This is a genomic window from uncultured Hymenobacter sp. (assembly GCF_964243305.1).
Taxonomy (GTDB): domain Bacteria; phylum Bacteroidota; class Bacteroidia; order Cytophagales; family Hymenobacteraceae; genus Hymenobacter.
This window is the reverse complement of sequence record NZ_CAXTEF010000018.1, coordinates 25,377-45,278: the sequence shown is the minus strand read 5'-3', so window position 1 is coordinate 45,278 and position 19,902 is coordinate 25,377. Positions and strand designations below refer to the sequence as shown.

The following is a 19,902-nucleotide window of genomic DNA, read 5'->3' as shown; positions in this document are numbered from 1 at the left end:
GTTATTTCGGTTTGGCGCGGGGGGTAGGCTTTTTGGCGGCGGCTTTCGCAGTCGGATTCGGGGTAGGCTTGGCAGCGGATTGGTCCTTAGCCGCCGCTTTGTTTTTGGCAATGGCCCGGCGTCTAGCAATGGCCTTGGCTTTGGCCGCTGCCTCCGCAGTGGGAGCAGTTTTAGCAGCGGCAGGGGTTATGCGCTTAGGCACCTTGGGGGCCGCGGCTTTTGCGGGAACTGCCGCTCTAGCTGCCGCTGGTTTCACTGCTCCGGCCTTTAGCCCAAAGATTTTCATCAGCATCGCGCAGAGCCGAGCCATTTCTTTATTTCGCTGAGCGGTATTAAGCGCCTCTAGTGGTTTATCTGGTTTGTTGAATGCCTGCAACTTGCTAAGCGGCGAGTTGGCGAAATGGCAGTGTCCTACTACAACTGTTAGCAACGTCACGCCTTCTTGCTTGGCGGCTAGCAGTAACGGCGGCAACTCATCGGAGTGGATGAAGTCAGAAGCCATGAAATTGGCGCTCACCAGCAGAATGCCTACGCGGGCCGTAGCGAGTTCTTTCTTAATGCGCGCAAACCACGGTTCGCCGGCTTTCAGGTTCTGGTCGCTCCAGATGCGCAGGCTATGGTCGCGGCTCAGCGGGGCTAAGTGCTTTTCTACCAGTTTGCGCCACTTCTCATCGGCGTGGCTATAGCTAATAAAAACGCTGGTGCGGGCGAGGGCGGCAGTAGGCATGAAGCGAAAGTACGGCAGCAATGCCAACGAAACTAGGCAAAATTACCCCAGCCGCGAGAGCAGCTCAAACAGCAACTGATTGACGTTGTGGTTGACCTAAGCTGGCTCGCCTTTGTTTTGCAAAGACGTGTAAAGAAAAGGCGGATTCGCTTTACACGTGCTTGACTACATGTAAAGCAAACCCGCCTTTTCTTTACATGAGCATAAATCGAAAAGCGCCGACCGCGTCATCGCAGCCGGAGCTTCCCGATACTTCCAAATCCCTACCCCCTCCCTACAGCTCCTTCACATTATCATCCAGCTGCCGGTCGATAATCAGATGATAAGGATCCACGGCCACAGAGGCGGGCTTTTGCGCCACGATGAAGCTTAGCTTGTTGTCGCCGGGGCGCAGGCGGCGCTTCACCAGCAGCAAAGGCGGCACGGGCTTTTTGTCCTTGCCCAAGGCGGGGAAGATGGCTACCGGCAGCCGGTCGCGGGTTTGGTCGGCGGGGCGCTGGTTGCCGAGGCTGTCGGCGTAGAACTTGCTGCTTTTCACCGTGAAATCGACCTGGTAGCGGCCATCGGGCAGCTGCTTGCTCGTGGCGGCGCTCACGCGGTTGTCGTAGAGGGTGATGCGCTCGAACTGGTCGGTGAGGTAGGCTTGCAGCGAGTCGGGCGCGGCCTGGCGCAACGCGCTGATGAACTCCGGCGAGTTAGTATAGGGCGGCGGCTGGAAGGCCACGGCGGCCACGTACTTGCGCAGCGCGCCATTCAGGACGGCTTCGCCCAGGTAGTCTTGCAGGGCATACATCACCACCGAGCCCTTGCGGTAGTGGATGTAGGGCTGGTTTTCGACCAGGGCCAGCGGCACTTCCTTCTTGCTCTCGAAGGCGCGGCCTTGCAGGTAGCGGTTCATGTCAAATTTGAGGAAGCGCTGCATGGTCGTCGGGCCGTTGTGGTGGCGCAGCACCATCAGGGCCGAGTATTCGGCCATGCTCTCGGCCATCAGGGTGCTGCCCTGCACGTTGCCGCCGATGACTTGGTGCGCCCACCACTGGTGCGCCACCTCGTGGGCCGTCACGTAGTAGGGGTAGTTCAGGTCCTCAGGATTCTGGTCATCGACGTTCGCCACGAAGCCGATGCTCTCCGAAAACGGCACCGTGTTGGCGAAGCTCTGGGCAAAGCTCTGGTACTTCGGAAATTCCAGAATGCGCAGCTGCTGGTGCTGGTAGGGCGAGAAGTTGCGCGAGCAGTAGCTGAGCGCGTCCTTGGCGCCGGCGGCCATGCGCTTGAGGTTGTACTCGTGGCCCGGCTGGTAGTAAATCGTGACCGGAACCGTGCGCCGCCCCACCGTGTCCACCCATTTATCCTGGTAAATCTTATAACGGGCCGAGAGGAAGGTGTAGAAGTTGAGCATCGGCCGGTCCATCACGTAGGCGAAGTAGCGGCGGCCGTTTTGCACCCATTCCCGCTGCAAGTAGCCGGGCGCGACGGCCGTCTGGTCGGCCTCGGTGCTGACCGTCGTGCGGAACCGAATCCAGTCGGCGTCTTTGCTGATGTAGGTGTTCTGGCGGGCCTGCAGGTCGTTGACGGCGGCCAGGCGCGGTTTGGGCTTCAGGCCGTAGTTTTTGCGGTCCTGGTCGCCGTCCAGCTCGGCGCGCTCGCGGTAGCCCAGGCCGGGCAGGTAGCCGCTGCTGATGAAGGTGCCGTTGTGCACGATGTCGGTGTTCGTGCCCGCGCTCGGAAAGCCCCGCTCCTGGTAGGTCAGGTCCAACGAGAGGGGTAGGGAATCGCCGGGCGCCAGCGGCCGGGCCAGCCGGTAGAGGCGGAAGCCCAGCGCGGTGTCGTTGAGCGCCAGCGTGGCCTGGCCGGGCGCCCCCAGCGCCAGACTGCGCACCCGCGGATGGTTCTCCACGGGCACGCTTACAATCACCGTATCCAGGGCCCGCGCGTGCTTATTGACCAGCGTAAACGCGCCCCTGAACCGCACGGCGCGGGAACTGGGAAAGATGTCGGTGTCCAGGCTCACGGCCGTGATGCGCGGCTGCGGCACGTCCTGGTAGCGGCGAAACTGCTTTTCGTAGGCCACCTGTTGCTGCTCGCCTTCCTTGGGCGTGCGGTACTCGTTGAGCACGTTGGTATTGTAGAAGATATAGCCGCCCGCGCCCAGGCTGATGAGCAGACCCAGCGCCAGGGCGGCGCTGCTGGCCGGGCTCCAGCGGCGGCGCGCCTCGCGCAGGCGGCCGGTGCTATCGGTGCCGCGCACCCAGAGCAGCACGGCGGCCAGCACCAGCAGCAAGGCCACGCCCGCCCACAGCAGCTTGGTCCACCAGAAGGCGGGTAGGAAATGCCCGTAGCCATTCATGGCCGAGTACGGACCGGGGTTCGAGCCACCGCCAAAGCCCAGCAGCCGGTGCCCCAGCCCCAGCTGGGTGCGAAAAATATTGGCCAGGTAGTAGGCCATCATCACGGCGTAGCCCAGGTATTTGTTGTTGACCACCACCTGCGTGACCATCGCTAGCACGCACATCAGCATCAGAAACGGCAGTTGAAAGAGAAACAGCGCCTGGAGGTAAAGCCCGATTTCGTAGTTGAAATAGCCCTTGAAGGTCTGAATGACCAGCCCGCAGACCAGCACCACCACCAGCAAGACCACCTGCACCAGCCACAAGGCCATGAGCTTGCTCAGGAACGGCACCCAGCTCGGCACCGGCACGGCGTCGGCAATCTGGGCCACGCCCGCCTGCCGCTCGCGCCAGACCAGCTCGCCGGAGTAGAAGATGATGATGGCGAGCAGAAACAGGAAAAACGAGCCCAGCGTGAGCTGAATCACCTCGCTCGTCACCGGGTACGTGGGCGTGTCGAAGGTCTTGCCCACCTGCGCCGAGTTGGCCAGCAGAAAAATGACGCCCGCCCCCGCGATGGCCGCGAAGTAGCGGCTGCGCACGATGCCGCGAAACTCCAATATGGTCAGGCTCCACCACTGCCGCAAACTCATCGCGCCGGAAAATACCTGCGTCACTTGCGGCAGCCGCATCCCTACCCCCCCGCCGGCGCCCAACCCCACCCCCGGCCCCTCCCCGATGGGGAGGGGTGCGTTCAACGATTCTTGTCTGGCACCCCTCCCCATCGGGGAGGGGCCGGGGGTGGGGTTGGCGGGACTAGGGCTGGCCACGCTGGCCCGGCGCGCTTTCTTCGATACCTTCTCCGAAGCAAACGATGAGAACCGGAACCGCGCGTAGCAGAGCGCCAGCAGCCCCAGCCCCACGCCCAGCCACACCGCCCGGTTGAGCAGCACGAAGCCCGAGAGGGGCAGGAGCAGCGTGTTTTTCTCCACCGGCGTCCAGTAGCGCGTCGTGAACGTCAGGGCCGAGAGGCCAAACGCATCCAGTGCCGCCACCAGGTGCTCGTTCTTGAGGTCATCGAGGTAGGCCGAGGAAATCAGATACGCCACCAGCAGCAGCACCGCGCCGATGTAGGTGCTCAGGATGTTGCGCGAGAGCGTGGCCAGGGTAAAGAAGATGGCGCCCGTGAACAGCAGGTTCGGCAGCACGAACGTCAGGTAGGGCCACAGGTAAGTGCCCGGCGGCGTGGCGGCCAGAAACCAGTCGGCCTGCACCCAGGGCATGATGCCGGCCAGCCCCGCCCCCAGTCCCAGCCCGCTGAACACGAGCACCGCAATCAGATAGGAGCCCAGAAAGCGCCCGCCCAGATATCCAATTTTGCTGATGGGCGTGGTGTAGAACAGCGGGTGCGTGCGGTGCTCAAAGTCGCGGTACACCGGGTTGCCCATCAAGGAAGAGGCGATGATGACGCCAAACACGCTCAGCACCGCTACCGTGATGGCCACCGAGTACGGCGCGTTCACCTTCACTGCCTGCCCGTCGCCGCCCAGGCTTACGTTCACGCCCGTGCCGAAGCCACCGCCGGCGGCGGTGACCAGCAGAAAGGCCATCAGGAAGAGCAGGGCAAAGTAAATCCAGGTGGCGGGGCGCTTGAGGCGGTATTTGAGTTCAAAGAGGAGTATGGGTAGGAACATGGGGGTAGGGATTTTGAGATTGGAAGTTGAGTTGTCGTTCTTGGCGGCAACCCCATCCCCTAGCCCCTTCCCCGATGGGGAAGGGGAACTAGTTCTTAATTTCTAGCCTAGAATCGGTACTAAAGATTAGAGCTAGCACTAGTCCCCTTTCCCCATCGGGGAAGGGGCTAGGGGATGGGGTTGCCGTCAAGCCACCACCGCGCCCCGGCTGCGCACCTCATAGCCCTGAATCTCCGAGAAATACACGTCTTCCAAATCTGGATTAACCGCCTCAAATCCCGAATCCGGCGCCAAATCGGCCAGCACGTGCACCACCGTTTTGCCCGCAAACAGCCGCGAGCTAATCACCTGCTGCGCCGCTTGCAGCGCCGGCAATTCAGCCTTTTCAATCAGCTTGCGCCAGATTTTGCCCTTCAGGTTATTCATTACTGAGAGCGGGTCGCCGGTGAGCAGTACCTCGCCCTTGTTGATGATGGCCATGTGGCGGCACAGGTCCGACACGTCGCTCACGATGTGGGTGCTGAGGATGACCACCAGGTTCTCGCCAATCTCGCTTAGCAGGTTGTGGAAGCGGTTACGCTCGGCCGGGTCGAGGCCGGCCGTGGGCTCGTCCACGATGAGCAGGCGCGGGTTGCCCAGCAGCGCCTGCGCGATGCCGAAGCGCTGCTTCATGCCGCCGGAGTAGCCGCCGACGTGCTTTTTGCGCACCTCATACAGGTTGGTTTGCTGAAGCAGCGCGCCCACCATCTCCTTGCGCTCCCGGCTGCTGGCAATGCCCTTGAGCGTGGCAAAATGGTCGAGCAGCTCCTCGGCGCTCACGCTCGGGTACACGCCAAACTCCTGCGGCAGATAGCCCAGCACCCGCCGCACGGCCTCCTTATTATGCAGCACGTCGATGTCATCGAGCTGAATGCTGCCTGTGTCGGCGTCTTGCAGCGTGGCGATGGTGCGCATGAGCGAGCTTTTGCCCGCGCCGTTGGGCCCGAGCAGGCCAAACATGCCCGTCGGAATTTCCAGGCTCACGTTCTTGAGCGCCTGCGTGCCGTTGGGGTAAGTCTTGGAGAGATTGTTAATCGAGAGGGCCATGAGCTTGCCGAAAGGGTTAGCGGTGGGAGAGGGGGGTAGGGAAAAGCCGGGATAAGCAAATGCAAGTCAGGATGTTGGTTTATCGCCGGTCGCGCTTTATCATTACAGCACCGAAAAGCGGGCCTGGCCTCAAAGATAAACAGGTACTTTGTAAAACAAGCTACTTGGCCAACATTTTATCGGACTTAGATTAATTCAATATCGCCTTTCTGAGCAGCAAGGATAGCGCACCGAGGCCCGGAGTTGCACACAGGAATAGGAAATTTTATATTCCCTACCCCCTCGGTGCAGCTCCGGGCCTCGGTGCGCGAAAAGCCGCCTGCTACTGCCCGCCCTGCTTGCTGCCGCCACCCTTCACATCGTCATTGGAGATGGACTTGCGCTGCTTGCCCTGCTGGGCCTGGCCGAAGCGGTAGTTGAAGCTCAGGCGGAAGCCGCGCTGGTAGGCAAAGTAGGACTGCTGCTCCTGGATGGCGGGCGTGTCGAGCGTACTACGGTAGCGCCAGCGGTTGTTAAAGGGCGAGGCGAAGTTGAGCACCAGGTCGGCCTTGTCCTTGAGAAACGTCTTCTTGGTGCCTAGCTGGTAGTACAGGTTGGCCGGGCCCCGGCCCTGCAGGTCGGGCGTGGACAGCGAGCCGAACAGGAAGCCCTGAATGGTGAAGTTTTTGGGCAGCTTGTACGACGTGTTCAGGTTCAGGCCCGCCGTGAAGCCGCGCCGCACCAAACCCAGCGCCGGGCTGCGGCGCACGATGTACTGCACGTCGGGGCCACCGCTGATGTCCCAGCCCTTGGCGGGCTTGGCCGAGCCATAAAAGTTGAGCTGATAAAAAGTGTTAGCGGCCACGTTTAGGTAGGTCTGCACCGTGGCGGCAGGGCTGAGGGGCTGGCTGCCGTCGTCGGGCAGCTTGACCTCACCGGGAGGCCGGCGCACGCCCTCAATGGCATTACCGGTGCGCCGGATTGAGCCCGAAATATTCAGCGACGTGGTCTTAATCAGCGTGTTGTAGCTTAATTCGTAGGAGTCAGTCAGCTCCGGGCTCAACTCCGGGTTGCCCACGCTGATGTTGAGCGAGTCGGAGCGGTCCACAAACGGGTTGAGATAGTCGATATACGGCCTCGTGATGCGCTTCGAGTACGCCAAGCGCAGGCTCGTGGCGTCGCTGAACGCGTACTGCGCGTTGCCGTTGGGCAGCAGGTTGGTGTAGGTTTGGGAAAACTCGCTGCCGGTGGTGCGCACGTTGGCGGCGAGGCTGGTGCGCTCGGCGCGGGCGCCCAGGCTCAGGTTCAGCTTTTTGAGTGGGCTGAACGAGTAGGTGCCGTAGGCGGCCTGCACGTTCTGGTCGTAGTCGAAATCGGTGTTGCGGCCGGGCCGCTGGGTCAGCGCGCCGCCCGGCGTGCTGGTGCCGGTCACGTCGGCCACCGAGGCGGTCTGGCGCCAGATGCTTTTCAGGCCCATTTCCAGCGTCTGCTTCTCGCCAAAAGGCTGCGTAAAATCGGTTTGCAGCGTGTATTCGGAGCCGGGCGTGCGGCCCCGGCTGCGCTCACGGTAGTCGGCCAGCGCCACTTCCTGCGCCTGCGGGCCATTATACTGGTCAAAGTCGTAGCCGAAGCTGCCGTTGGTGCGGGAAGCCTGGCCCAGCACGCTCCACTCGCGCCGGGCCTGCTGAAACGTGCGGGTGTAGGTGCCGGTCAGCTCGCCGGTGAAGCCGCTGAACACGTTCTTCGTGTCGCGCACGAACAGCTGGTTCAGGGCCGGGTCGCCGGCTTCGTAGCGGTTGAGCAAATCCTGGCGCTGGCTGCCGATGTAGCGCCGCAGCGCGCCGCCCAGCGAAAAGCTGTGGAACTCGGCCGGGTCAAAGTCCAGCCCCAGCGTGGCGTTCAGCCAGGTGCCGCCGTAGCGCCCGCTGCCGGTTTGCGTGAGCTGCGGCACGAGGCCGGCGGGCGTGGTCAGGAAATAGTCGTCGCGCACGCGCTCCAGCCGCGAGGGCCCGTACCAGCCGCCTACGCCGGCCGAGGAGTTGAAGCCGACTTTGCCCTTCTTGAAATTCAGCGAGCCGTTGAGGTTGGAGTTGCGGTTGCCACCCGAGGCGCCCACGCGCCCGTTCAGGCCGCGGTCCACGCCTTTTTTCAGCACGATGTTGATGATGCCGGCCGTGCCCTCGCCGTCGTACTTGGCCGGTGGCGTAGTAATGATTTCGACGCTTTTAATCTGGTCGGCGGGAATGGATTTGAGCGCGTCGGCCAAGTTGCTGGCCAGCGATGGCGAGGGCTTGTTATTAATCAGCACCTTGAAGTTGCTCGAGCCGCGCATCGTCACCTTGTCGTCGCCATCCACGGCCAGCAGCGGCGCCTTGCGCAGCACGTCGGCCGCGGTGCCGCCGGCGTTGCTCACGTCCTGCTCCGCGTTATACACGATGCGGTCGGGGCGCACCTCCACCACCGGCTTCTGGCCCACAATCACGGCCTCGTTCAGGGCGGTGGCGGCGGTGGGCAGGCGAAAAGTGCCCACGTCGGTGGCGCCGGCCGTGGCTTCCACGGCGCGGGTGCGGGTGCCGTAGCCCACGTAGCTCACCCGCAGCCGGTAGGAGCCGGGCGTGAGCTTGCTGATGCTGAAGCGCCCGTTATCGTCGGCTGCCACGCCCGTAATGGCCTTTTCGGCGCCGGGCGGCAAGAGCACCACCGTAGCATACGGCACGGGCTTGGCGCCGAGCGAGTCGAGCACCGTGCCCGTGAGCGAGCCGGTGCCGGCCGGGGGGGTAGGGACGGCCGGCAGCGCCGGCTGCTGCGCCCAGGCCGAATCAGCCAGGAAAATGGGAGCGGCCAGCAGTGCAGCCAGCAGCAAGCGGTAGCAAGGGGTCATGGTTGGGAAGGGGAGTAGAGAATGGAAGGCAGGCCAAGGAATCCAAAACGGGCGCCAGTGTTGCAGCTCGGCGCCGGGAATTATAGGTTACTTAATGATTACCCGACGCGAATCAAGCAGTGCTGAGAGCCATCTATAATAGGAGGTATATCGAAAGCGAGCCGCGCATTATTACAGAGTGGTGAAAGGTAAGCAGCCCGAGTACCGCCGCCGGGCCGATTCGTTACAGGCGGCCGTCGCCGCTGGCCGGGCCCATCAGCATCCGCGAGGGCTTGCTGCCGGTGATGTCCAGCTCCAGCACCGCTTGCTGCCCCGCCGTATTGCGCAGCAAGGCCGTGGAGCCGGCCTCGAAGCTGAGCCGCGCCCGCTGCTTGGGCAGGAGCACGGCCAGCGTCCGCAGCGCGCCCGCGCGCTGCCGCTCCCGAATTTCGACGGGCACGGGGCCGGTATTCTGGGCCGCCACGCGGAAGGCGCCGGGCTGGTCGCCGCCCAGCACAAACTGCTCGTTGGGCTGGAGCAGCAGGTGCGAATGGATGGTAGAGGGGGGGCTCGCCGCGCTCAGCAGGAGCAGGGGTAGGAAAAACGAGGCGTTCATGGTAGAAAGGAAAAGGGTGAAACGATGGCCCAAAGGTCCGGATCCTACCCCCCCTGCCGCGCCCCAAATCCCGATTTGGGGCGTCCCAACTTATGATTTGGGCCGGGCCGCTTCGCTTGGCGCCTGCCCGGTCAGCTTCTTGAATACCCGGTTGAAAGTTGATTTGGAGTTGAAGCCGCTTTCCAGGGCCACGCCCAGCAGCGAGTAGTGGGCCCGGCGCGGCTCGGCCAGCTGGCGGCGGGCTTCGGCCACGCGGTAAGTATTCACGAAGTCGTTGAAGTTCTGCCCGCAGCCCGCGTTGATGACTTTGGAGAGCACGGCCGGGCTCGCGCGCAGGCGCCGCGCCAGCTCGGCCAGGGTCAGCTCCGGCTCCAGATGGGGCTGCGCCGTGACCATCAGGGCCAGCAGCTGCTCGCGCAACTCCAGCAGCTCCGGCGGCAAGCCGGCCGCCAGCACGCCCCCCACCGACTCTGCCCCTGCCGCCGATTCTCTACCCCCCTCCGTCGTCCCAAGCCTCGCCCCCAAGGTCAGGGCCGTGGGGCCCGCTGCCGCTGGCTGAAGCGCCGCTGCCAAAACGGTTGTAGTAGCCGGCGGCGGCGCCATCGCGGCCTCCGCCGGCTCAAAGCGCAGCGGGCTGGTCGCGGCGGCGTAATTGGCTTGCAAGCCTACAACGGCCAGCGCATAAATCAGCCCGCCCCGCACGGCAAATGCGTACCACGCCGTATCATAGTCGAAAGGCCCAGCTACCACTTCCAGCCCGGTATAGATAAGGCTGAGCGCCAGGCCGGCCAGCAGCAGAATGAGCACCTGCCGCAGTCCGGCAAAGCGCAGCCGCTCGGTTTCGGAAAAGTTGTCGTCGAGGTAGCGGCGGTAGCGGCGGTAGGCGCGCAGCGTGGCCCCGCCATAGCCCAGCAGCAGCGCGTAGCCGAGGTAGGCCAGCGGGCCGGCGAGTTCATCGAGCCAGGTGGCGGCGCCACCCTTGGTGCCAAAATGGTCGGGTAGGGATTCTTTGTGCAGGCCCCGGCGCCACCCTAAATCCAGCAGCGCGGCGCCGGCAAACAGCCCAATTTCAAGCAGGCCCGGCAGCAAGTGCCACCCGGCACCCGGCCGGAGCCGGAACGCCTGGTTCGTAAGGGCCCGAAAATAGAGGTACCACAGCGGGCCCAGCAGCAGGTTTACCTGCCAGGGCACGTAGAACATAAACGTCGAGTGCGCATCGTGGCTGTCGTACCAGCCGGCGTAGCCCAGCAGCCACTGCGCCACGGCCAGCGTGGGCCAGGCGATGAGGCCGGCCAGCAGCAAATCGGGGCGGGCACCCGTGCGCGCCGCCCGCACCAGCAGAAACAGCACCAGCAGCGCGCCCGGCACCACAAAGGGCAGCAACAGGGCCGAATGAGCGTTGAAGTGAAACAGCATCGCACGCACGCAGTGGAAGAGCCCGCCCGCCAAAAATACGGGCCCGCTGGTGTTCGCCGCCCGGCGCTGCCGCTATCTTTTCGGGCCGCCAGCATCTCGAAGCTGCCCCATCGTTGGCCCCGGCCCCGGCTGCCTGTTTCCGCGCCGGAAGTTCCACTGAGCGGCGTTGGCACGGTGCGGCGCTGCCTTTTCTTATAAAAGCGTGCGGGACAAGTTCTCCAAGCTTCCGCCTCAGCAAGCCCGGCGGGCAAGTCGGTTGGGCTTCGATTGGTTTTCCCTACCCCCCTCTGAAAACATGGCTGCGCGCCAGGGTGCTGCCTGCTGGCTCACTGGCGGCCGGAGGCGGTAGGCTTACCGGACGATGATTTCCACCCGCCGGTTGCGGGGCCGTTGGTGGGGGTCGGCGTTGTCGGCGATGGGGCGGGCACCGCCGTAGCCGCGCGCCGTGACGCGCGCCGAGTCGATGCCGTGCCCGATGAGGTAGGCGCGCACCACGGCGGCCCGCTGATAGGAAAGCAACACGTTCCTGGCCGAGTCGCCCACGTTGTCGGTGTGGCCCGCAATTTCCAGCCTCATCGCCGGGGCGGCGCGCAGGCGTACCGCCAGGCGTTCCAGCTCCGGGCGCGAATTGACGTGCAGCGTGGCCGTAGACTGCACAAAATAGAGCTGCGGCAGGGGCAGGGTTGTGCCTTTGGCAGCCGCATTCAAGTCGGCCGCGGGCGCGGGCGGCCGGGCTGGGCGGCGAAGCGTAGAGGAGAAGCCGGCGGCGCTGGCTGGCCGGGGCGAGCGCCCCCGTTTCGGCGCCAGCCGCCCCGCCCCGCGAAGGGCCGCCACGGCCTTCGGCGGGCCGGCGGGCCTGGACACGGGCCAAGCTTTGGGCGGAGCGGGCAGGTATGTAAACAGGTAGCCCTGGTCGATGGGCCGCGGCGCGGGCGGCGCGGTGTTGCGGCCATCAGCCGGGAGAATAGCGTCGGCCGAAAAGGCAGGTGGGTCGCCGGGCAGGTCCCAGCCGAGAAACGCGCGCCCCATGCGCTCCTCCTGGAAGTACTCGATGCGCACCGGATAGTAGTGGCCCGCCCGGAGCGCCAGCCAGCCCGTCGCCGTCAGCGGCGGCTGTGGCCGCCATTCGTCCAGCAGCAGGCGCCCGCCGACCCAAACCCGCATCCCGTCGTCGGTGATAATGCGAAACGTGTAAGTGCCCGTCAGCGGCGCGTAGAGGTAGCCGGTCCACCGCACCGAAAAATGGCCCGCCGGGTAGCCGGCCTGGGGCGCCCGAAAGCTCCAGTCGAAATCAATGGCCCGGTCGACCCGTTGGCCCGCCATCTGATTAAAGGCCACGCCCTGGTAGTAAATGGCCCGGAGCCCATCGCCCAGCGGCAACGCCTCCGGCTCCGATTGGGCCGCGGCCGGCCGGCTGCCGACAAAGGCGAAAGCAGCGCCAGCTACCCGCGCCGCCAGCCCCAAAACACCCGGCCGGCCGCGCCGCCCAAGAATTCGAAAAACAAAGCGACCAGTCATTTTCAAGCTTTATCAAAAATCCCTACCCCCCCAACCCGGATAACCCGGCCGAGCGGCGCTGCCGGGCGATTAGATAGTCCAGCCCCGCCACTCGGCCGGGGCGCCGTCCTGCCGGGGCAAGCGGCAGCAACCACGTGGGGCAAAGGTCGGGCGCCGCTGGGCCGGGGGCGCTTCAGGTTATGATATGGGGCGTCCCAACTTATGATGTGGGCCGGTTGGGGCGTTATTAGTCGGTTGGCCCACGACCTCTCCCCGCCAAGTGCGGCCGGCGCAGTGAGTCAGTCCGGTCGGATAGCGCTGCCCGCCTGCCCCGGCCTATGCCGGCCGGGCTACTTCGCCGGGTGCCTGCCCGGTGAGCTTCTTGAATACCCGGTTGAAGGTGGACTTCGAGTTGAAGCCGCTCTCCAGGGCCACGCCCAGCACGGAATAGTGGGCAAAGCGCGGGTCTTGCAGCTTGCGGCGGGCCTCGGCCACGCGGTAAGAATTAACAAAGTCGCTAAAGCTCTGCCCGCAGCCCGTGTTAATAATTTTCGATAACAAGCTGGGATTGGTGCGCAGGCGTTGGGCCAGCTCGGTCAGGCTGAGTTCAGGTTGGAGATAGGGGCGCCCGGTGGCCATCAGGGCCAGCAGCCTTTCGCGCAGAGCCAGCAGCTCCGGCGGCAGCGGCGCGGCGGCCTCGGTCAGCTCCGGCCCGGCCCCCGTCCTGGCCGGATTCCCGGCCGCCGCTGGCCAAGGAGCTTTAGGCGAGCCCGGCCCAGCTTGCGCCGCCCACGCGGTGGCCGCGCCCGCCCAGCTGCCGGGCCCCGCCGCCCCAGCTAGTTCCAGCCGGGGCCGGCCCACGGCCGCCACGTAGCCCGCCTGCAGCCCCACTACGGCCAGCCCAAACACCAGCCCGCCCCGCACCACGAAAGCATACCAGATTTCCGAGTAGTGAAATGGTCCCAGCCAGGCGTCGAGCGCCACGAAGCTCAGGCCCAGCCCAAAGCCGGCAATCAAGACCAGCAGCAGCGAGCGTTGGCTGAGCAGGCGCCACCGCTCGGCGCCCGACCGCTCGGCGTCGAGGTAGTGTCGGTACCGGCGGTAGTCGTCGAGCGTACGCAGCCCGTAGCGCAGGAGCGAGACGTAGCACACCAGCGCCAGGGGCGCCACCACGTACCCCAGCAAGGCCAGGGCGGGGCTGAGCGCCCCGGGGTAGCCGGCCGCCGCGCCGTGGCGGTAACCCAGGCCGAGCACGGCCACCCCGGCAAATAAGCTCATCTGGGCCAGCCCCGGCAGCAGGTGCCGCCCGGCCCCCGGCGCCCGCAGCCGCGGGTTGGTCAATACCCGCAGATACAGGTAGCTCACCGGCGCCAAAAGCAGCTCTGTCGGCCAGGGCAGGTACAGCGGCCCCGGCTGGGCTGGGTCGAGCGGGGCCACGCACCAGCCGGCCGTACTAAGCAGGCACTGCGCCAGCACAAACACGGGCAGCAGCACGAGCAGGGCCACCAGCAGCCCGGCTGCCTGGGGGCGGCGCCCGGCGCTGAAAGCCAGCAGCAGCGCCAGGGCCACGCCCGGCCCCAACAGCGGCAGCAGAAAAACGGAATGAAAAAGGGAGAAATATACCACGGCTAAACCCCGCTTCTGAGGGACCCGGCCGCAAAGGAACGCGCCGGCTGCGACTCGGCGCCGGCCGGAGGCTGCCCCGAAAAATTTGGCCTCAGGCCGTCCCGTCCGCTACCTTAGCCCAGCTACTCGCCCTTTTGCCGCCGCCCGCCATGCACATCCTGCGCCACGTCGATTTGACCAAAGTCTTTTTTGTGAACATCGAAACCGTGCCCTGCCACGACTGCCACGCGCAGCTCGACGAAGCCCGGCAGGCCCTGTGGGCCAAGTTCAGCGCCCAGCGGCACGCCCAGGAGCTGGCCGAGGGCAAAACCCCCGCCGAGCTGTTTCAGCACGCCGGCCTTTACGCCGAGTTCGGCAAGGTCGTGTGCATCTCGGTCGGCTACTTCCGTCCTCTCAAGGACGAGACGCTGGAGTTCCGGGTCAAGTCCTTCGCTGATGACGAGGAGTGCAAGGTGCTCGGCGGCTTTGCCACGATGCTGGCCCGCCACGCGCCGGCCTCCCACGAGTACCGCCCCCGGCTCGACACGGCCGGGCCCGGCGGCCACTTCCTCTGCGCCCACAACGGCCGCGAGTTCGACTACGGCTATCTGGGCCGGCGGATGCTGATTTGCGGGCAGCCCATTCCGCCCATGCTCGACGTGGCCGGCCATCAGCCCTGGGATTTGCCCCACCTGCTCGACACGATGGAGCTGTGGAAATTCGGCGATACTAAAGGCTACATCTCCTTGCCCACGCTGGCCGGCATCTTCGGCATTCCTTCGCCCAAAGACGACCTCGACGGCGCGCAGGTCGCGCAAGTCTATTACGAGGAGAAAAACCTGGCCCGCATCGTCCGCTACTGCGAAAAGGATGTCATCACCACCGCCCGCGTCTTCCTGCACTACGCCGGGCAGCAGGCCCTCTGGCCCGAAGTGCAGCTCACGCAGGTGCCCTGGCCGGCCGGCGCGCCGGCGGTGCCCTCGCTGCTGCGCGTGGCCTAGCGGCTATTCCCTACCCCCCTCTGCTGATTAAAGCCACCTCAGGGCAGCCCACCGGCTGCCTTTTTTTGTGCCCCGTCCCGAAGTCCGGCGCGGCGCAATTAAGAGCATACATTCAATTAATACTATTTGGATTTAAATTACATTTTGTTGAAGTCTGTTCAAGCAGATAAATACCTTAATTGTTTTTATTGGTAAAATACCAATAAATTTGATTATTTATCTCAAAAAGCCATAAATAAGACTATGATTTAAATTTAAGTCCTATATTTGTGCAGGTTAAAAGGCGCCGCTGTTCATGTTTCTATAAGCCGTATTCGTTAGTAGTTGTTAAAAAAATTATAAAGCAAAGTTAGTAGTACGTTATTCCCTATCCCCCTTCCGCAGTTGATTCTACCGCTACTCCCTATCCTTATGAACAAGCGCCTTTTATCCTTTTTATTGTGGCTGGCCGGTGGGCTATCCTGCCAAAGTGCCCTGGCGCAAGCCACCGCGCCCAGCCAGGGTGGCGAAGTAAGCTTGGTCCGGGTGACGGCCACTACGATGGAATTGCGTTTCGGCAACTTCGGCTCAGGGCAGGGCCGCCTGGTGACGATGGCCGCGGCGCCCCGCGGAATGTCGGGCTCGCTCGTGCCCACCAATGACATCTTTTATACAGCCAACCCAACCTTTGGCCAGGGCAGTCCGCTTGGCAAGGGCTTCGTGGTTTACAACGGCTCCGGCCACTCCATCATCGTGACGGGCCTGCAGCCGGCCACGCGCTACTACGTTACAAATGCCGAGTACAACAGCGTGGCTGCCAGCATCGCCTACAATGCTAATGCCAGCAGCATCGCCGCCAGCACGGCGCCGCCGCCGGTAGCCCGCACCACGCCGGCACCCCTGCCCGTCGAGTTGACGGCGTTTGCCGGCACTGTCGATGCCAACAGCGCGGTGCAGCTGCACTGGACTACGGCCACGGAGCGCAACAGTGCCTCCTTTGCCATTGAGCGGTCCCTGAACGGTGAAACCTTTAGCAAGGCCGGCCGCGTGGCCGCCGCTGGCAGCAGCAGCTCTCCGCTCACCTACCAGTGGCCTGACCCCCAGCCCCTAACCCAGCCGACCTACTACCGTTTGGGCCAGGCCGACCGCGACGGGGCGGTGCACTACAGCGTTATCGTCGTGCTGCGGCCCGCGCCGCGCCTGGCCCGGCACCTCGAAGTGTTCCCCAATCCCAGCGCGGGCCAGCCCATTCAGCTCTCGCTGCAAGGCTACGAGCGCGAGACGCTCACCCTGCGGGTGGCTGACCCGCTGGGCCGCCTGGTGCTGGCACAAGTGCTCACGCCGGCCGCCGCGCAGTACCGCACGGCTCTTCCGCTGCCCACGGGCCTGGCCGCCGGCACCTACGTGCTAACCCTGGCCGGCAACGGCCGCCCCGTTCAGAAACGCCTCATTATCGCTGATTAAGTTTCGGTCAATCAACTTCTGTTTTCCCCATCCTGTGGCAACTACTGCCACTATTTACGTGACGTGATGCTACCCGCAGTTCCAAATTTATAAGCTTACTTACTATCGGGCCGGTGATGCGCAGCCGCTAAGCCAGCCGTCCTCTATTCCTATTACCAGCTAAAAGGCTTCCCCACTTCGGGGAAGCCTTTCGCGTTTTAGAGGGTCCAGCAGCCGAGGCAGCCGACGGCTCGGAGGGCTGCCGCGCACTACCAAAACTTCTTAGTATTTTAATATTTAGCTTAATTAACAGGAAGTTGGCAACATTTTTTTGTACGAAACACCCTGGTGGCTCAGTTCCTCGTATATTTGATTGGCAGTTTACTCCTGTTATTTGTTGAAACCATGCAAAAACCTCTAAACAATCATCAATTCGCGCTTGCTCTTTGGTCGCGCTTTCTCCTGACCAGCCGCGCCGGACTACTAGCCGGGCTAACCCTTTTGCTGCTGAGCGGCCTGGCCAACCCAGCGGCAGCGCAAAACAGCTTCTACAAGAATTCGCTCACCATTAACGGCCAGCGCTATTTCACCATTAAGGGTGATGACGTGTTGAGCCGGGATTTTAGAAGCGTCAGTAGCTTAGGGACATTCGACCTTAGTAGCAATAGCTCTACTCCCAAGGAGTTGCGCATAAACGATGCGTCCGCTAACACGCTTAATAATGAGGGCTTCGACGTGCGTAGCACGCAGCTACTCTACCGCGTCTATTTGAGTAATACTGACCCCTTGGCGCTGGACAGTCTGCCTTTCACTCCTTTGCAGTTGGCTCTGCAGCTTGAGGGTGGCAACAACCAAGCATTCAGCAAGACTTGGTACAACAACTCTACTCAGCCCAATTTATTTGCTACGGCCACTGGCCCCGGCGTATATACCCTGGAGCTATATTTTCAGGGAGAACTGGTCAATAATGCGGACGAGACGCTTAACTCTGAGATTCTGGACAACAACGGCGGCAACCGCTACAAGACTACGTTTGAAATAACTACCAATAGTCCCCCGCCGGCAAGCTGGACAGGGCGTGGCGCAACACCTAGCTGGTTTGACGAGGCAAACTGGTCAACTAATAGTGTTCCCAACCAGTTTACAGATGTTACTATTCCTTACGTTTCAGGCAGGACAACTATTGTTGAAATTGGCATCCCCAGCTTGGTAGCATCCGTGCGGACGCTACGTTTGGTAGGTAATAGAAATCAAATCGGAGCTAGGCTTAGGCTTCTGGGTGGTGAGCTACGGGTTTATGGTGATTTTATCGATCCCAATGGGGGATTCTCACAGTCGCGTACCAGCATATTCTCGCTGGCAGGCGTTACGCAAACTTTCGACGGGGCCACCTTCTCCAACGTGCAGATTGAGGGGGGCGGCACCAAAACGCTCACGAATCGGATGGATGTAGTCATCCGGTTGGAATTTATCGGACGGGGCGGCGTCTTGGTTACTCGTTCTGACAACATGGTGGTATACAACGTCAGCATGGAAGATGGCTCTTTAGTAAGGGGTGAAACCGAAAGCAGCTACGTGTTAGGCATTCTGCGCACCACTAAGCGCACCCTCAATGAGGGCGAAACAAACGCCTTTAGCGGCATTGGTATTGATTTAAAGGCGGAGCAGGGAATTCCAGGCGGCGTCCTCGCCACTCGGACTACAGGCTTTGTTTATGAAGGGGTAGGAACGAGCCGTAGCATCGGCCGTAGCTTCAGCTTCTCGCCTGATAACCCGGACCCTTTGACGTTCACCATTGCCTTCCATTACCGGCAAGGTGACTTGAATCTTCGTTCAGGTAATGAGCAGGACTTGCTGCTGTTCAGTTCAGAAGTTGGCACCATTCCTTTCACTAACCTGGATAAAACCACACTTGATCCGGTTAATAATGTTTTGACCAAGACTTCAATCAATGGAAGCTTAGGCGGCGTATTCACCCTGGGCGACCGGGTAAACCCGCTGCCGGTAACCATCAAGAGCTTCACGGCCGAGGCACAGGGTGCCAACGCGGTGCTGAGCTGGGTTACGGCGCAGGAAATCAACAGCAAAGGCTTCGAGGTGCAGGTTTCCAGCGACGGCAAGAACTTCCGCACCCTGGAGTTCGTGGCCTCGGCTTCGCCCAACAGCAGCGCCCCCCGCAGCTACCGCTTCCGCGACGCGGAGGCTGGCAAGCAAGGCACCCGCTACTACCGCCTGCGCCAGCTCGACCTTGATGGCAAAGCCCAGTTCATCGGGCCTAAATCGCTCACCTTTGGCGCGCCTACGGTCGCCTTAGTGCAGGCTTTCCCCAACCCGTTCGGGGGCGAAATCAACCTGAAGCTGCAAACGGTGGCCAGCGGTCAGGCCACGGTGAGCGTGCTGGATGGGGTAGGCCGCCGGGTACGTACCTGGCAGCCCACGCTGCAAGTAGGCGCTTCCGACCTGCAGCTGCCCGGCTTGCAAGCTTTGTCGCGCGGCCTCTACGTAGTCGAGGTGCGCTACCAGGATGGCCAGGTGCAGCGCCTGAAGCTGATGAAGGAGTAGTCTTTCTGCTTTATAGCAAGTTGCTTTCAAAAGCCCCGCGCCTCGCGCGGGGCTTTTTTGGTAGCCTCATTCGCGGGCGCCGGCCGGCCTGTGAGCCGGCCTGGTCCTGGTTTCCGGGGCTGCCGGCCCCGGTGCCGGCTGGCGGACGGGCGATGACCCGTTGGGCGCGGAGGGGAGGGTAGGGATGAAGCCCAGCCGCTGCCGAAGCACAACGCTTATCTTGCCAACCTGATTTTATCCTCTGGCTTGGTCTGCCCTACCTGTGTTACGTTTTTCTTCTTATAAAACTCTGTTGGCCCGCCGCGGTGGCCAGGCCGCCGCTGGCCTGCTGGCCCTGCTGGCCGTCGCCGGCTGCGAGCCGGCGTCGCCGGTCAAAACTGCCCGTGCGCCCCAGCCGGCAGCCAACTCCCGGCCAACCGCGGCGGCGCCGGCTTCCACGTCCGTTGCGGCTGCCGACGGCTCCGCCCAGCTTGCTGCCCCCGCCGCGGGAGTCAGTGTGCCCGCCGCTATCCGCAAACGTCTCGCCGCCCTCATCGCTGATTCGGCGGCCCGCGCAGCCGCGGCATCCCCTACGCCACCGGCCAGGCCCAGGGGGCCGGTGCTGCGCGACACCCTCGGCAACGGGCGGGCGGCTCGCCTGCTCGGCGGCGCCTTCGACCGCGCTTCGCTGCGCTACCGCCGCGACCCGGCCACGCCGCTCATGCTCAAGCTGGCGCGGCGCGCCACGCTCATGGTGGGCGTCAATTCAAGTGAAAGCCGCCTCTACCGCCTGTTTTCGGACCCCACCGCGACGCTGACCAAGCCCCTGGCCCTCGACCGGCTCTCCTTCGAGCCCGGCCAGGCGCAGCTTGGCGCCGAAGCGGCCCAGCAGCTCGGCAACCTGGCGGCCTTGCTGCACACGTTTCCGAAGGTGCAACTGCGCCTCAACGGCCACTCAGCCACCACCGAGCCGCAATTCTGGAAGCTGGGCAACGCCCGCGCCCGCGCCTGCCTGGCCGAGCTGGTCAAGCAGGGCGTGGCCCCGGCCCGCCTGCACACCGAATGGCTCGCGCCCCAGCCCAAGGACCCGCACCCGCAGGGCCTGAGCGTGCGGGTGATAGCCAAGTAGCG

Annotated in this window: 12 protein-coding genes; 4 read left to right on the top strand and 8 right to left on the bottom strand. The window is 63.4% G+C overall.

Going from position 1 to position 19,902, the window contains the following annotated elements; genetic code table 11:
* Position 1: 1 nt before the first annotated feature.
* The 8 genes from ACFE70_RS11890 to ACFE70_RS11855 form a co-directional block, all read right to left on the bottom strand.
* Positions 2-727 carry a toll/interleukin-1 receptor domain-containing protein gene (locus ACFE70_RS11890; protein WP_375417966.1) on the bottom strand — a complete coding sequence of 242 codons (726 nt, stop codon included), beginning with the start codon at positions 725-727 and terminating at the stop codon, positions 2-4.
* Positions 728-1,001: 274 nt separating this feature from the next.
* A complete protein-coding gene (locus ACFE70_RS11885) occupies positions 1,002-4,748 on the bottom strand; it encodes a M1 family aminopeptidase (RefSeq protein WP_375417965.1) in 3,747 nt (1,248 codons plus the stop codon).
* Positions 4,749-4,934: 186 nt separating this feature from the next.
* A complete protein-coding gene (locus ACFE70_RS11880; RefSeq protein WP_375417964.1) occupies positions 4,935-5,834 on the bottom strand; it encodes an ABC transporter ATP-binding protein in 900 nt (299 codons plus the stop codon).
* A 322-nt stretch (positions 5,835-6,156) separates the two neighbouring features.
* Positions 6,157-8,694: a TonB-dependent receptor domain-containing protein gene (locus ACFE70_RS11875; RefSeq protein WP_375417963.1), complete on the bottom strand. Its 2,538-nt coding sequence runs from the start codon at positions 8,692-8,694 to the stop codon at positions 6,157-6,159.
* Between the two features lie 223 nt (positions 8,695-8,917).
* A complete protein-coding gene (locus ACFE70_RS11870) occupies positions 8,918-9,289 on the bottom strand; it encodes a hypothetical protein (RefSeq protein WP_375417962.1) in 372 nt (123 codons plus the stop codon).
* 90 nt (positions 9,290-9,379) lie between these two features.
* The gene (locus tag ACFE70_RS11865) at positions 9,380-10,705 is read right to left on the bottom strand and encodes a helix-turn-helix transcriptional regulator (RefSeq protein WP_375417961.1); all 1,326 of its coding nucleotides are present in this window, start codon (positions 10,703-10,705) and stop codon (positions 9,380-9,382) included.
* Positions 10,706-11,056: 351 nt separating this feature from the next.
* Positions 11,057-12,223: a PA14 domain-containing protein gene (locus ACFE70_RS11860; RefSeq protein ID WP_375417960.1), complete on the bottom strand. Its 1,167-nt coding sequence runs from the start codon at positions 12,221-12,223 to the stop codon at positions 11,057-11,059.
* Positions 12,224-12,538: 315 nt separating this feature from the next.
* Positions 12,539-13,828 (bottom strand): helix-turn-helix transcriptional regulator, encoded by a 1,290-nt coding sequence (locus ACFE70_RS11855; RefSeq protein WP_375417959.1) that lies wholly within the window; start codon positions 13,826-13,828, stop codon positions 12,539-12,541.
* A 134-nt stretch (positions 13,829-13,962) separates the two neighbouring features.
* Between ACFE70_RS11855 and ACFE70_RS11850 the strand changes: the two genes are divergently transcribed.
* The 4 genes from ACFE70_RS11850 to ACFE70_RS11835 all read left to right on the top strand — a co-directional run bounded on the left by ACFE70_RS11850 (position 13,963) and on the right by ACFE70_RS11835 (position 19,900).
* Complete coding sequence (locus tag ACFE70_RS11850) at positions 13,963-14,808, top strand: ribonuclease H-like domain-containing protein (protein ID WP_375417958.1); 846 nt, start codon at positions 13,963-13,965, stop codon at positions 14,806-14,808.
* Positions 14,809-15,219: 411 nt separating this feature from the next.
* Positions 15,220-16,251 (top strand): T9SS type A sorting domain-containing protein, encoded by a 1,032-nt coding sequence (locus ACFE70_RS11845; RefSeq protein WP_375417957.1) that lies wholly within the window; start codon positions 15,220-15,222, stop codon positions 16,249-16,251.
* 327 nt (positions 16,252-16,578) lie between these two features.
* Positions 16,579-18,792 carry a T9SS type A sorting domain-containing protein gene (locus ACFE70_RS11840; RefSeq protein WP_375417956.1) on the top strand — a complete coding sequence of 738 codons (2,214 nt, stop codon included), beginning with the start codon at positions 16,579-16,581 and terminating at the stop codon, positions 18,790-18,792.
* A 262-nt stretch (positions 18,793-19,054) separates the two neighbouring features.
* Positions 19,055-19,900 carry an OmpA family protein gene (locus ACFE70_RS11835; RefSeq protein WP_375417955.1) on the top strand — a complete coding sequence of 282 codons (846 nt, stop codon included), beginning with the start codon at positions 19,055-19,057 and terminating at the stop codon, positions 19,898-19,900.
* Positions 19,901-19,902 lie beyond the last annotated feature (2 nt).